The sequence below is a fragment of the Herbiconiux sp. VKM Ac-2851 genome (assembly GCF_013205105.1).
Taxonomy (GTDB): Bacteria; Actinomycetota; Actinomycetes; order Actinomycetales; family Microbacteriaceae; genus Herbiconiux; species Herbiconiux flava.
This window is the reverse complement of sequence record NZ_JABMLJ010000001.1, coordinates 1,398,747-1,410,908: the sequence shown is the minus strand read 5'-3', so window position 1 is coordinate 1,410,908 and position 12,162 is coordinate 1,398,747. Positions and strand designations below refer to the sequence as shown.

General features: G+C 73.3%; 14 protein-coding genes. 3 read left to right on the top strand and 11 right to left on the bottom strand.

Annotated features, from left to right (window positions below; translation table 11 throughout):
• Positions 1 to 194 precede the first annotated feature (194 nt).
• The 3 genes from HQQ85_RS06690 to HQQ85_RS06680 all read right to left on the bottom strand — a co-directional run bounded on the left by HQQ85_RS06690 (position 195) and on the right by HQQ85_RS06680 (position 2,125).
• Positions 195 to 458 (bottom strand): hypothetical protein, encoded by a 264-nt coding sequence (locus tag HQQ85_RS06690; protein WP_173181648.1) that lies wholly within the window; start codon positions 456 to 458, stop codon positions 195 to 197.
• Positions 459 to 511: 53 nt separating this feature from the next.
• Positions 512 to 673, bottom strand: a complete 162-nt coding sequence (locus HQQ85_RS06685) for a hypothetical protein (protein ID WP_173181647.1) — start codon at positions 671 to 673, stop codon at positions 512 to 514.
• A gap of 108 nt (positions 674 to 781) precedes the next feature.
• Complete coding sequence (locus HQQ85_RS06680) at positions 782 to 2,125, bottom strand: hypothetical protein (RefSeq protein ID WP_173181646.1); 1,344 nt, start codon at positions 2,123 to 2,125, stop codon at positions 782 to 784.
• 182 nt (positions 2,126 to 2,307) lie between these two features.
• On the opposite strand from HQQ85_RS06680, the gene HQQ85_RS06675 reads away from it, so the two are divergent.
• Positions 2,308 to 2,880 carry a type II toxin-antitoxin system PemK/MazF family toxin gene (locus HQQ85_RS06675; protein WP_173181645.1) on the top strand — a complete coding sequence of 191 codons (573 nt, stop codon included), beginning with the start codon at positions 2,308 to 2,310 and terminating at the stop codon, positions 2,878 to 2,880.
• Positions 2,881 to 2,887: 7 nt separating this feature from the next.
• Here the strand turns inward: HQQ85_RS06675 and HQQ85_RS06670 are convergent, their stop codons facing one another.
• The 4 genes from HQQ85_RS06670 to HQQ85_RS06655 form a co-directional block, all read right to left on the bottom strand.
• Positions 2,888 to 3,487, bottom strand: a complete 600-nt coding sequence (locus HQQ85_RS06670; RefSeq protein ID WP_173181644.1) for a cyanamide hydratase — start codon at positions 3,485 to 3,487, stop codon at positions 2,888 to 2,890.
• Positions 3,488 to 3,676: 189 nt separating this feature from the next.
• Positions 3,677 to 4,021, bottom strand: coding sequence for an SHOCT domain-containing protein (locus tag HQQ85_RS06665; RefSeq protein WP_216851431.1), 345 nt, complete (start codon positions 4,019 to 4,021; stop codon positions 3,677 to 3,679).
• Positions 4,022 to 4,127: 106 nt separating this feature from the next.
• Entirely contained in the window at positions 4,128 to 4,802 is a 675-nt protein-coding gene (locus tag HQQ85_RS06660) for a response regulator transcription factor (protein ID WP_173181643.1), read from the bottom strand.
• Positions 4,799 to 6,061: a sensor histidine kinase gene (locus HQQ85_RS06655; RefSeq protein WP_173181642.1), complete on the bottom strand. Its 1,263-nt coding sequence runs from the start codon at positions 6,059 to 6,061 to the stop codon at positions 4,799 to 4,801. Before HQQ85_RS06655 ends, HQQ85_RS06660 begins: the two co-directional genes overlap by 4 nt.
• A 118-nt stretch (positions 6,062 to 6,179) precedes the next feature.
• Between HQQ85_RS06655 and HQQ85_RS06650 the strand changes: the two genes are divergently transcribed.
• Both HQQ85_RS06650 and HQQ85_RS06645 read left to right on the top strand, forming a co-directional pair.
• Positions 6,180 to 6,857 (top strand): Pr6Pr family membrane protein, encoded by a 678-nt coding sequence (locus HQQ85_RS06650; protein ID WP_173181641.1) that lies wholly within the window; start codon positions 6,180 to 6,182, stop codon positions 6,855 to 6,857.
• A gap of 24 nt (positions 6,858 to 6,881) precedes the next feature.
• Positions 6,882 to 7,343, top strand: coding sequence for a hypothetical protein (locus HQQ85_RS06645; protein WP_173181640.1), 462 nt, complete (start codon positions 6,882 to 6,884; stop codon positions 7,341 to 7,343).
• Between the two features lie 48 nt (positions 7,344 to 7,391).
• On the opposite strand, the gene HQQ85_RS06640 is transcribed toward HQQ85_RS06645, so the two are convergent.
• The 4 genes from HQQ85_RS06640 to HQQ85_RS06625 all read right to left on the bottom strand — a co-directional run bounded on the left by HQQ85_RS06640 (position 7,392) and on the right by HQQ85_RS06625 (position 12,150).
• Positions 7,392 to 8,375, bottom strand: a complete 984-nt coding sequence (locus HQQ85_RS06640; protein WP_173181639.1) for a D-alanyl-D-alanine carboxypeptidase family protein — start codon at positions 8,373 to 8,375, stop codon at positions 7,392 to 7,394.
• A gap of 49 nt (positions 8,376 to 8,424) precedes the next feature.
• Positions 8,425 to 8,994, bottom strand: coding sequence for a hypothetical protein (locus HQQ85_RS06635; protein WP_173181638.1), 570 nt, complete (start codon positions 8,992 to 8,994; stop codon positions 8,425 to 8,427).
• Positions 8,995 to 9,064: 70 nt separating this feature from the next.
• A complete protein-coding gene (locus tag HQQ85_RS06630; protein WP_173181637.1) occupies positions 9,065 to 9,985 on the bottom strand; it encodes a cation-transporting ATPase in 921 nt (306 codons plus the stop codon).
• A gap of 104 nt (positions 9,986 to 10,089) precedes the next feature.
• Positions 10,090 to 12,150, bottom strand: a complete 2,061-nt coding sequence (locus tag HQQ85_RS06625) for a DUF262 domain-containing protein (RefSeq protein ID WP_173181636.1) — start codon at positions 12,148 to 12,150, stop codon at positions 10,090 to 10,092.
• Between the last annotated feature and the right edge of the window lie 12 nt (positions 12,151 to 12,162).

Sequence of the window (12,162 nt, the reverse complement as noted above, 5' to 3'; positions counted from 1 at the left end):
CGGGATTTTTCCCTCTGCGACGAGGCTACCGCATCCGTGCTCGGCTGGACGCGTCCAGACCTCCCGCACAACGATTCGAGCTCACGTTCCGTCGAAGCTGCGCACGATCAAGACCGCCGGAAAAGTCCGCGCGGACTTTCCTGCCGAGCTCCGCACGCGAGGCGGCGGGTCAGAGGGCGAGGGTGCGGAAGCGGTCAGGGGAGGGTGCCGGGGTGAGGAGCGTCGACCAAGTGCCGTGGTGGCCGTCCCAGGCGGGCGACGCCGCGACGCCCCAGCAGGCGCGTGACGAGGGACAGCACGCGGGCCTGGAAGGCCCCCTCGACGTGCAACGGGGTGGAGGCCAGCACGTCGCCCGTGAACCGGAGCACATCGAGGCGCCAGCGGCCATCGTCACGCACCACGACGGCGACGTCAGCGAGTGCCGGGTCGAACGTCGGGCGGCGAAGGGCGTCGGGCATCAGGCGATGTCGAGGATCAGGAGGGCGGCGGCAGGCGGGCGGCGGGCCGCGGGTCAGGCCGCGTCGGGCGCGTCGTCGAAGCGCGCGGCGTGCTCGGGGTCGAGGAAGCTGAAGCGGCGCTTGACGTAGCCGACGAGGTCGGGGTGCACGAGCTGCTCGGGGCGCACGAAGGGAAGGACGTTGTCGATGCCGGCGGTGGCGGTGGTCTCGTTCATGATGTCTCCTCGAAAAGCTAGATGTGCAACTAGTTAGTCACTCTAGCAATTAGAGAACCGTGCGTGCACCCGTTGACATGACCATCCGGGGCGAGTAGTGCAGCGGGATCAGAAGTCGTCGATGTGCAGGTGGTTGCAGGTGTCGGCGAAGTCGGTGAAGTTGATGAACGACGGCTCGTTGCCCGCGGCGTAGCGGCAGTTCGACTGCCCGACGCGGGAGCCGTTCGGCATGATCGGGTCGAGCACCGCGATCAGGGCGAGAGAGGCGTCGTTCGCCCCGAGGGTCGGCATGCCGCCCACCGAGGTGAAGTCGACCGCGTGTCCGCCGCCCTGCTTGTAATGGGCGGATGCCGTGCCCGCCCCCTCGATCTGACCGGTGCAGCGCCGGCTGATGTCGCTCACCCCGGCGCTGCCGAACGCGCGCACCGCCGCCACCATGGCCTGCAGGATGACGACGTCGATGCCGCAGTTCTCGACGTCCTGGCCCTGGGCGATCCAGGCGATCTCGAAGATGTGGTCGGGGCTCGAGCCGTGGAACTGCCCGGCGGCCACGTAGCCCATCAGCTCCTGCGCGAGAGCCTGCGCGTCGCCCGAGACGGGGCCGATCACGGCACCGCCCTGGTGCGCGGCGGCGGCAGCGGCGGCGGCCGCAGCGGCAGCGGCTGCCGCTCGCGCGGCCACGCCGTCCTGGTACTGCTGCTCGGTGGTGGCGACGTCGCTCTGCAGGCTCGTCAGCTGCGCCTGCAGCTCGCTCTGGTGCGCGTTCTGCTCCTGCAGCGCGGCGACCATGGCCTGCTGGGCGGCGGCCGCCTCCTGCAGCGCGTCCTGCGCGGCCTGCGCGAGACCCGTCAGCTCCTGCTTGGCGACCTCGGCCTGGGCGCTCAGCGTCGTCGAGGTGTTGGCATCCTGCTGCGCGGCCGTGTAGACCGCGTTCACCGCCTGGGTGAGCTGGCTGGCCGAGCTGAGCTGGGCGAGCAGCTGGTCGGCGTCCTGCGACGAGCTCGTCAGCAGCATCGACGTCACGTCGCTGCCGCCGGTGCGAACGAACTGGGCCGCGATCATCGCGGCCCGCTTCTTCGACTCCTCGGCCTTGGTCGCGGCCGCCGTGGCACTGGCGGCGAGGGCGTCGGCCTTCGCCTGGCCCGAGGCGAGGGCGGCCTCGGCGGCCTCGTTCTCGTCGCTCCGCTGGGTCACGAGCGCCTGGGCGGCCCGCGCCTTCTCCTGCAGATCGGCGATGATGCCCTGGATGCGCGAGATCTCGTCCTGCTTCGCACTCTCCGAGGCGCGGGCCGCGAGCACGTCGTCCCAGCTCGGGTAGTCGTCGGCGAACGCCGGTCGCGGCGCCCCCGTGATCGTGGCGGCCACGGTCAGGGCGAGGGTGAGCAGCACCGTGAGGGCGAGCGGCAGGCGAGCGGATGCGCGGCGGCGGGCTGAGCGGGGGGAGCGGTTCATGGGTCCTCGGGCGTCGGAACGGGCCGCCGAGGCGCGGCGGCTCGGCCATTCAACCGCCGGGGCGCGGCAGCGGCGGCATCCCCACTCGGCGGTTCGCGAATCGTTCACCGGCGTGAACGACCCGTCCCCGCCGCCGGCCTCGGTCAGATGGGGTGACGAGAGCTTCGGTGTAGGGTCGCCGCGTGAGCGAAGACAGCGCAGGGCGATACGGCGAGACGGCGACCGTCGAGGTCGATCCTGGAAGCGTCGGGCGCATCCGGCTCGCCTACAGCCCGCACACCGACGGGGCCGCCGACCCGGGTGAGATCGTCTGGACCTGGGTGCCCTACGAGGAGCGCGACGGCCGCGGCAAGGACCGCCCGGTGCTCGTCGTCGCCACGGCGCCCGGCGGCGCCCTGCTCGGCGTCGCCCTCACCTCGAAGCCGCACGACGACCGCTGGGACGTCGCGATCGGCAGCGGCCCGTGGGACTCGGCGGGCCGCCCGAGCTGGGTGCGCCTCGAGCGGGTGTTCCGGCTGCAGCAGGGCGGCATCCGCCGCGCGGGCGTCGGCCTCGACGAGGCCCGCTACGGCACGGTCGCAGCGGCACTCGCCGCGCGATACGGCTGGCCGGCCCCCACGTCGGTGAAGCAGGCCCGCACTCCCGCCCCGACGCGCACCCCGGCCCCGCCCCGCGGCGGCCGCGCCGCCTCCGCGTCCCGCACCGGAGGCGTGCGCGCCACCGTGGTGCGTGCGCTCCGCCGCTTCTTCGGCTGATCGCGGCTCAGCGGCGGTCGAGCGGGTTCGCGGCGAGGCGCGCGGGCAGGCCCGACGCGATCGCGGCCCCCGCCGCTGAGTGCGGCTTGCGCGCGGCCTGATCAGCGAGGCAGACGAGGAACTCGTCCGCCAGCGTCAGCCGCGGGTACGCCGCGAGCACCTCGGCGCGCAGCCCCGCGTCCCACGCCTCGGCGTGGCGCCCCGAGATGTCGAGCCCGGTGGCGATCTCGAGCAGGTGACCCTCGGCGTCGACGGCCGGGTCGACCGCGTCGGCCATGTGCGCCACGATGATCTCCGCGGCCCGGTCGCGCCGCTGCTCGCTCCACCCCGCGCCGGCCGCGAAGACCCACGCGACGAGCCCACCGGCCTCCTCGAACGGCAGGGTGTGGCTGTCGAACGGAGCCTCCAGCCCGAGGTCGTGCAGCACGGCCGACACGAACAGCAGCTCGTCGTCGACGGCCAGCCCCTGGGTGCGGGCCGCGGCCGCCGCCCAGAGGTACGAGCGGAGGCCGTGGTTCACGAACGCCGGCGAGTGGAACCGCCGCGCCACCTCGACGGCGGCACGGGCGGCGGGGGTGTCGGGCAGCGGCAGGTCGTCGAGATGCATGCGCCCAGTGTGCCGGTCGAGCGGATGCCCGGCCCCCCGTTCCGCCGCAGACGGCGGTTTCGGCACGAGAACTGACCGGAACACGACGCCGCCCCGAGGCGCAGCCCGGCCGCCGCTCCCCGCCCGCCAGTCCCGGCGCCCCGCCCGCCAGTCCCGGCGCCCCGCCCGCCAGGCCCGGCGACCTGCCCGTCAGCGCCCCGGGTACTCCGCCACCGGATTGTTCGCCCGCAGCACCTCGAGCCGCGCCCGGTACTCCACCTCGTCGATGTCGCCCTGCGCGAACCGCTCCGCGAGCACCGTCTCGGCGCGGCGACCGGGCGCGCCTCCGGCGGCCCTGGCCTCCCAGGCGCGGCGCCGCCAGCGCCGCCCGACGGTGGCGAAGAGCAGCCCGAACAGTGCGATCCAGAACAGGGGGATGAGCACGACGAGCCAGCCCGGCCCGCCTCCCCAGCCGTAGTGGGGCCCGAAGCCGGAGTGCGGCCCGAAGGCGGTGACGGCGCTGAGGGCCGGGGTGGTGGCGAGTGCGGTGAGCATGAGCTGTCCTTCCGAGACACGAGCGGCGTCGATCGGCGCCTGACTCCAGCCTCGTGATCCGGCCCTCCCGGCGAATCGGCCCCGCGGATGCTCTCCGCGCCGACGCCTACTCCCCGGGGAGTACGTGGCGGGGCGCCACGATGCCCGCCTCGTAGGCGACGATCACCAGCTGCACCCGGTCCCGCGCCCCGAGCTTGGACAGGATGCGGGACACGTGCGTCTTCGCCGTCAGCGGGCTGAGCACCAGTCGCCCGGCGATCTCCTCGTTCGTCAGCCCCTCGCCGACGAGCGCCAGAACCTCGCGCTCGCGGGCGGTGAGCGGGTCGAGCATCCGCGTGTCGGCCGTCGCCGGGCGCACGGCGGCCACCCGCTCGAGCAGCCGCTTGGTCACGCCGGGGCTGAGCAGGGCGTCGCCGCCCGCCACCACCCGCACGGCGCGGATGAGCTCGACCGGCTCGGTGTCCTTCACGAGGAACCCGCTCGCGCCCGCGCGGATCGCCCGCTCGACGTACTCGTCGAGCTCGAAGGTCGTCACGACGACGACCCGCGTCGATGCGAGTGCCGGGTCGGCGATGATCTGCTCGGTGGCCCAGAGGCCGTCTCCGCCGGGCATCCGGATGTCCATCAGCACCACATCGGGCCGGGTCGCCCGCACGACCCGCAGCACCTCCTCGCCCGAGCCGGCCGCGCCGACCACGGCGATGTCGTCCTCGGCGCCGAGCAGCGCGGCGAACCCCGCCCGGATCAGCTGCTGGTCGTCGGCGACCACCACCCGGATCATCCGGTCGCCCCCGCGCCCGCTGCGCCGGCTCCATCGCCCGGGGCCAGCGGCAGCTCGGCCCGCACGCCGAAGCCGCCGTCCGTCCGCGGCCCCGCCTCGAAGCGCCCCCCGAGCAGCTCGGCCCGCTCGCGCATGCCCTCGAGCCCGCGCCCACCGCCGTCGCCACCACCCCGCGCCGGAGCCGCGCGCACAGCCCCGTCGTCCTCGACCGTCAGCACGAGCATCCGCCCCTCGACCCCCTCGGCGACCCGCTCGACCCCCACGGCGACCCGCGCCGACCCGCCGCCCGAGTGCCGCAGCACGTTCGTCAGCGACTCCTGCACGATCCGGTACGCCGCGAGCTGCACCGCGCGCCCGGGCCCGTCGCCATCCGGCACGCGCACCTCGAGCGTCACTGCGACCCCCTGCTCCCGCACCCCGGCCACGAGCGCCGGCAGCTGGGCGAGCCCCGGCTCCGGCACGAGCGGGGCGGCCCCCGCCGAACCCTCGTCGCGCAGGATCCCGAGCACCGAACGCACCTCGTCGAGCGCCGTCTTCGAGGCCGCCTTGATGTTCGCCAGCGCCAGCCGCCCCTGCTCGGGGTCGCGATCGATCAGGTGCAGCCCCACCCCGGCCTGCACGTTGATCTGGCTGAGCGAGTGGGCCAGCACGTCGTGCAGCTCCCGGGCGATGCGCACCCGCTCGGCCTGGGCCGCGCTCACCCGTCGCTCCGCCGCGCGTCGCCGCAGCTCGTCGTAGCGCGCCCGCCGGCTCCGGATGCTCCCGCCCACCACCACGAGCAGCACCAAGGCCAGCGTCGCCGCCGTCACCGGTGCCGCCTGCCACGGCACGCCCAGGGCCACCCCGACGCCGATCGTCACGACCCACGCGACGGCGATCGACGCGATCGCCCAGCCCCGCGCCCCGCGCACCACGGCGCCGAGGATCGCGAAGGCCAGGGCCACGTAGGGCGGGGCCGCGCCGCCCGCCACCAGCAGCGTGTAGGCGCCCGCGGCGGCCGCGACGACCGCCACGACCGGCCCGGGGAAGCGCCGCGCGAAGATCAGCGCTACCGGCCCGACGACCGCGAGCCCGAGCCGCGCAGCCAGGCGCCACGGCTCGTCGGCGAGCGAGCCCTCGAACGCCCGGCCCAGGCGCGCGAGCCACACCGTCGCCGGAACCTGCACGACGAACGACACGATCACGGGCAGCCACAGCGCCGCCCGGCCCGAGAAGCGGAACCGCGGCTCCCACTCGCTCGCACGGTCCGGCTCGGTCATGGCCCGATCGTAGCCGCGGGCCGAACGGAGCGCGTCCTCCCGGGGGAGTATCCCGGCGGCCGGACCGCGCACGCCCTACGATCGCTCCATGAGCAGTCCCGCGGGCGAAGCGCACCGAATGACCAGGGTGAGCAGCACCTACCTTCCCGCGCGCCGCGTCGCCGGCGTCATCCGCCTCGTCGTGGGCATCGGCCTCGCCGTGACCATCGGCATCCAGATCGGCGACCGCGTCGCCAACGACGCCTTCGACCCCTGGGAGTACTTCAGCTACTTCACCATCGAGACCAGCCTGATGAACATCGTCGTGCTGGTCGTGGGCGGGATGCTCGCCCTGCGCCTCACCCGCGACACGCCGCTGTTCACCACCGTGCGCATGGCGACCCTCAGCTACGCCATCGTCACGGGGCTCGTCTACAACCTGCTACTGCGCGGCATCCCGCGGGAGGGCTTCCAGGGCCTGTCCTGGCCGAACGAGATCGTGCACGTCTGGGTGCCGATCGTGCTGGTGCTCGACTGGCTGCTCACGCCGGGCCGTCCGGCCCTACCATGGCGCTCCCTCTGGGTCGTGCCCATTTACCCCGTGGCCTGGGCGGTGTACACCTTCATCAGGGCCGCTCTGAGCGGCGGGGTGATCTATCCCTACCCCTTCCTCGATCCGGCGACGGGCGGGTGGGGCAGCGTGATCGCCTACGTGATCGGCCTCACGGCGTTCCTGGTGGGCCTCGGTGCACTCGCGGTGCTGTGGTCCCGGATGCGCGTTCGGAAGAATAGCGGGCCCCGGGAAGTTGTCGCATAGTAAGTAGTGGATGAAGGAGAAGTGATGACCCGCACCGAGATCATGTCGAGCCGCTCCGGCGGCGAGGGAAGCGCACCCGAGGGCGCCGGCTCCGGCTCGCCCGCGACGGGCGGCGCACCCATCGCGGTCGCCCCGGCGCTGCACGAGCTGATGTCGCCCGAGCAGAACGTGCAGCGCATCATGCGCACCGGCACCGTCTGGTTCGGAGTCGCGGTCGGTGCGACGGCGGTCGTGCTCGGTCTCCTGCTCTCGGCCGGCTGGCGCCCCGCCATGCTCAACCCGAGCGAGGGCGTGCTCTGGTGGGTCGGCTCCTTCCTCGTCGTGCTGAGCATCGGCCTGATCGGCTGGTCGGGCTGCCCGATCCTCGAGGTCGACGTGCCGACGGCCGACCGCAACAAGACCCGCACCATGCAGCTCGGCACGATGCTCTTCATCGTCGGGGGCGCGTTCGCGATGTTCGCGGTGCTGATGGGCCCGGCGCTCTAGCCGCAGAGTCCTACGGCAGGCAGAGAGTCCTGCGGCAGCCACCGAGTCCTACGGCGCCAGCGCCGCCTCGGCGCTCGCGAGCAGGGCGCGGGTGTCGGCGAAGCGCGCGTCGAGCGACGGGGTTCCGAGCACCACGGACACCAGCGTGACCGTCGTCGTGCCGACCGTGCGCTGCGCCGAGGTCAGCAGGGTGAAGCCCGCGTAGCTCGTCGACCCCGTCTTCAGCCCGTCGACGCCGTTCTCGCCCAGCAGGGTGTTCTGGTTCACGATGGTGCCCAGGTCGGCCTGCTCCAACGAGGCCGTGCCCGCGACGGCCGCCAGAGCCGGATCGGCGTGCGCGAGCGCCGCGACCCGCAGCAGCTCGGCCGGGGTCGAGGCGCTGCCCGGGTTCAGCCCGCTGGCGTCGGCGAGGGTGGTGCTCGTCAGCCCGTGCTCGTCGAGCCAGCCGCGCGCGGCCGCGAGGAAGCCCTCCTGCGAGCCGTAGGCCCAGCGCGCCGCCGACTCGGCGTAGTTGTTGGCGCTGGTCAGCAGCGTGATCGCGAGGGCGTCCCGCAGGGTGACCTGCTGTCCCTCGTACATTGGCTCGGTGAACTGCTGCTCGGCCTCGACGGCGGCGGTGATGTCGAGGTCGGCCTGGCCGAGCGTGATCGTGGGCCCCGGGTCGTCGGCGTCGACGAGCGGATGCGCGTCCAGCACCACGAGCGCCGTGACGACCTTCGTGATGCTCGCGATCGGCACCGGCGTCGTGGCGGCGTTCGGGCTCTGGCCCAGCACCTGAACCGTGCCGTCGGGCGCCGCGAGTCCCACGGCGCCCTGGCCTTGCGCGGGCCAGACGAGCGCGGCGGGATCCACGCTCGTCGGGGCGGGGGCCGTCGGTTCTGCCGTCGCGGTGGCCTCGGCCGTGACCGGTGCGGTCGCTGGGGCGGTGGTCATCGGGGACGTCGACGGTGCGGGTTCGGGCGCGCATCCGCTCAGCGCCGTCAGGCTGACGAGCACCGCTGCTCCGAGGGCCAGGGAACGCACGGATCGCATCAGACGATCCTAGGCGGCGTGGGCTCGCCGGCCCGTCTCGCGGCGGCCGTCACGGTGCCGCCGGGGTGTAGTGCAGCGCGACGTCGATCGGGTCGCCGGTGGCGGTGAAGCGGAACTCGGTGCCGCCCTCGGCCGCCGCGAAGTCACCCGAGGTGAGTTCGCCCGCGCACAGGCCGTCGATCACGGGGGAGGTCGTGCCGCCGCTCGTAACGGCGAGCTCGAGCGTCCCGCCACCGCGGCAGGCGAGATGGAAGGAGTAGTCGCCCGGCTCAAGGCTCTTCAGGGTGACGAGGTGGTTCTGGCTGGTCTCCGCGTCGAGATGCACCGTCATCCCCGGCGGCGTGCTGTCGAGGCCGAATCGCGTGAAGACGTCGTCGGCGACGCCGTCGAACCAGCGCGCCGCCTCGTCCTCGTCGAAGGGCGCGGTCGGGTCGGTCGCCGAGAGGGCGCGGGCCGTCGGCATCAGGGTAGGGGTCACCGTCGCTGTCGTCGCGCCCGGGGCGGCGGAGCTCGGTGCCACCGCCTCGGGGCCGCCGGTCGTGCAACCGGCGAGGAGCGCGGCGGCGGCGAGTCCGGTGGCGATGGTGACCGTGCGGGGTGACCTGCTGAGGTGTGCCATCGATCCAGCCAACCGCAGCCGCCTGCGCCGGTGATCAGCTTCCAGGACTCTTTGCGGTTCGCTCGCGCACCTAGCGATCGAACAGGTTGCCGAGCCCGCCGAGGCCCGGGATCTCGAAGTTCGAGCCGAACTCCGACAGCTGCTCGCCGAAGCCGGTGGCCTGCTCACCGACGCCTGCGACGGCCTCGCCCGCCCCGGCCGCGAGGTCCTCCGCGCCGGTGCCGAACTCACTGAGGCCGCCGGCGGCGAACTCGCCGAGGCCGCCGCTGAGGGCTTCGAAGTCGGTGCCGAGGCTCGCGGCCTGCTCCAGCAGCGGAGCGGCGACGCTGCTCACGATCGCGCCGCCCGCGACCGCGGCCAGCAGACCGCCGGCCACGCCGAGCCCCGCACCCGCGACGGCTCCGGCACCCGCGGCGCCGAGGGCTGCACCGGCACCGGCTCCGGTTCTGGCGCCCTGGCTCGTCCCACGGCCCGCTCCGGGCGCGGCCTTCGCGAAGATCCCGCGCAGGAAGCCCGGCTTGTGCGCCTCGCCACGGGTCGCTGCGCGGGCGAGGTCGTCGGCCGACGACGAAGCCGGCTGCTCGTAGGCGGGAAGCTCGGCGCGCAGCCGGTTCTCGACCTCGCCGCGCTGCGCCGGGGTGAGGCGGGCGAACGCCTCGCGGTGCACCTGCTCGAGCTGCGCCGGATCGGCGGTCTTCAGCAGGTAGTCGTAGCGCGCGATGGCGCCGCGGTCCTCGGCGCTCAGGGCGGCACCGGACGGCGCCGCGGGGGCGCGGTGCGACGGTGCAGGGGCGCGGTGCGACGGTGCAGGGGTCGGGTGCGCCGGAGCAGCCGGTGTCGCCGGCGTGCCCGTCACCTTGTCCGCCGCGGTGCGCACGAGGTCACGCCAGTCCGTCGAACCCGAGCGGGCGCCAGACCCGCCGGATCCCGATGACCCCTTCTTGTCGAGGGCCTTCGATGCCAGGTTCAGGATGCGCTGCAGGTTGCTCACGGGGGCCTTCCGGTTCGGGTGAGATCGGGCGGTGACGTGTCCTCATCCTGACCGTCGTTCATGTGGAGAAGCCCGGCAGAGCATCCGGAAACCCCGTGACGCCCTTACATCACCGCTCCGAAGTAGGAGTACTTCACGAACACCTCCGAGGCGATCCCCGCCTCCTCCAGCACACCCTGCACCGCGGTCAGCATGTACTTCGAGTCCCACCCCATGTAGAGGAAGTGCGTCTCGTCGAGCTCGTCCCAGTGCCCCGTCCACGCGCGGGCGTCGTAGATCGGGCCGCCGCGGCGTTCGCTGAACGCGACGACCGCCGGCCGAGCATCCGCCCACAGCCGTTTGAAGACCCGGTTGAAGAGGTACTTGACGTCGTAGACCTCCCAGTGCTCGCCGCGGTACTCGACGTACTCGAACTCGCGCTCCCAGCCGCGCGGCCAGCCCCGGCGGCGCACCGCGTCGAGGATGGGCGTGAGGTTGTCGTCGTCGATGAGCGCGGTGCCGGGCCGCTTCCACACGGCGAGGAACGTCTGCGTCAACTCGACGGTGCGCGCGGCGATCGCGGCCGTGCCCCACGACTCGAGCGACGCGAGCTCGGACGTGAGCGGCACCTCGCTCGCGGCGTACAGCCCGAGCTTCGCGGGGAAGGACTGGTCGAACGCGCGCTCGGCCAGCGGATGCTCGAGCAGCGCCAGATTGCCCAACGTCTCCGCCAGGGCGCGGTGGCTGTTCTGCTCGTCGTCGCTGTAGTCGGCCCACTCGCGCACCCCGTCGCCGCTCCAGCTGTCGCCGGGGGCGAGCGGCACGACGTGCTCGATCTCGAGCCCGGCGAGCCAGGTGCCCCCGGTTGGCGCGGGAACCCCGGCGAGCCGGCCGAGCACGTACGCGGCATGCGGCAGCTCGGTGTACTTCAGGCCCACCTTGACGCGCTCATCCGAGGGGGTGATGCGCGACAGCGCGCGCTCGAGGTCGTCGGGGCCCTCGGCGCGGGCCCGGCAGAGCCGCGCCACCAGGCGGTCGTTCGTGAGACCGACGATCGTGCGGCGCAGCTGCAGCGACTGCAGCTGTTCGGCGAGCGCGACGAAAGCCTCGGTGTCGAGCAGACCCTGCGCGCGGTCGCGGTAGGCGCGCATGATCAGCGGATACATGCCGCGCCCGAAGGTGTTCAGCCAGCCGAGCTGCTGCGCCACGGCGGGCTCGGGCTCCTGCGCCGGATCGAGCAGCACCCGGTAGGCGGCCGAGAACTCGCGCCACTCCGCTGCGTGCCGTCGCAGGGTCGCCAGGTCGAGCCGGGGGAACTCCTGCCGGAACGCGTCGTAGACCCCGCGCTCGCCGGCGACCACGACCTCGCGCCCGGTCGTCATCACGAGGTAGTGCCGCCAGAAGCTCGCGATCGACTCGCCGGTGTTCTGCTCGATCGGCAGCCAGTACTCGTCCTCGATCTCGCTCTGCTCGGCGTGCGAGAGGCCCATCAGCACGTAGTTGTGGATCAGCTCGTGGTCGCGCAGCGGCTCGCCCGTGGAGTTCAGGCTCTCGAAGATCTGCTGCGCGTTCGCCTCCGCGCCGAGGGTGATGGCGACGTGCTCGAGCTTCTGCAGCCCCCGCCAGATCGCCGGCACCTCCTCGGCGCGCACCTGGCTGCGGAAGAAGGCGTAGTTGTCGTCGAACCGCGACTCCCGCAGCTCCTCGCCCGGCTCGCGGCGGTCGAGCACGACGCTCTCGAACACCTCGGCCCATGCCCGGTGCGGCCGCAGCTTCGTGCGCGGGCGCAGGGTTCCGGATGCGCGTCCCGCCGTCTCTCGCACGAGCACCCGCTCGAGCTCGGCGGCCAGGCCTGGCTGCTCGTCCCGCACCGTGTGGTGCAGGGCGGCGATCAGCAGCATCAGGGTGGTGATGCGCTGCTGCCCGTCGATCAGGACGAGGGCGGCGTCGTCGTCGCCGGCACCCGGCGCCGCCGTGTTCGCGGTGCTGAGGATCGAGCCGATGAAGTGCGTCTGCCCGTCGTCGCTCCTGGCCACCGACCGGATGTCGCCGAGCAGCTGCTCGCACCCCCCGATGTCCCACCGGTACTGCCGCTGATACACCGGAACCACGATGGTCGTCCCGGGATCGGACAGCCAGGCGATGGTGTTGACCGCGGTCGCATCGACGTTCGTAGCAGTGACCATAGGGTGCGAGTT

Excerpts from the sequence above, each read along its gene's own strand:
- HQQ85_RS06690 (WP_173181648.1), bottom strand. The coding sequence starts at position 458 with ATGCCCGACGCCCTTCGCCGCCCGACGTTCGACCCGGCACTCGCTGAC.
- HQQ85_RS06685 (WP_173181647.1), bottom strand. The coding sequence starts at position 673 with ATGAACGAGACCACCGCCACCGCCGGCATCGACAACGTCCTTCCCTTC.
- HQQ85_RS06680 (WP_173181646.1), bottom strand. The coding sequence starts at position 2,125 with ATGAACCGCTCCCCCCGCTCAGCCCGCCGCCGCGCATCCGCTCGCCTG.
- HQQ85_RS06670 (WP_173181644.1), bottom strand. The coding sequence starts at position 3,487 with ATGCATCTCGACGACCTGCCGCTGCCCGACACCCCCGCCGCCCGTGCC.
- HQQ85_RS06665 (WP_216851431.1), bottom strand. The coding sequence starts at position 4,021 with ATGCTCACCGCACTCGCCACCACCCCGGCCCTCAGCGCCGTCACCGCC.
- HQQ85_RS06660 (WP_173181643.1), bottom strand. The coding sequence starts at position 4,802 with ATGATCCGGGTGGTGGTCGCCGACGACCAGCAGCTGATCCGGGCGGGG.
- HQQ85_RS06655 (WP_173181642.1), bottom strand. The coding sequence starts at position 6,061 with ATGACCGAGCCGGACCGTGCGAGCGAGTGGGAGCCGCGGTTCCGCTTC.
- HQQ85_RS06650 (WP_173181641.1), top strand. The coding sequence starts at position 6,180 with ATGACCAGGGTGAGCAGCACCTACCTTCCCGCGCGCCGCGTCGCCGGC.
- HQQ85_RS06645 (WP_173181640.1), top strand. The coding sequence starts at position 6,882 with ATGACCCGCACCGAGATCATGTCGAGCCGCTCCGGCGGCGAGGGAAGC.
- HQQ85_RS06640 (WP_173181639.1), bottom strand. The coding sequence starts at position 8,375 with ATGCGATCCGTGCGTTCCCTGGCCCTCGGAGCAGCGGTGCTCGTCAGC.
- HQQ85_RS06635 (WP_173181638.1), bottom strand. The coding sequence starts at position 8,994 with ATGGCACACCTCAGCAGGTCACCCCGCACGGTCACCATCGCCACCGGA.
- HQQ85_RS06625 (WP_173181636.1), bottom strand. The coding sequence starts at position 12,150 with ATGGTCACTGCTACGAACGTCGATGCGACCGCGGTCAACACCATCGCC.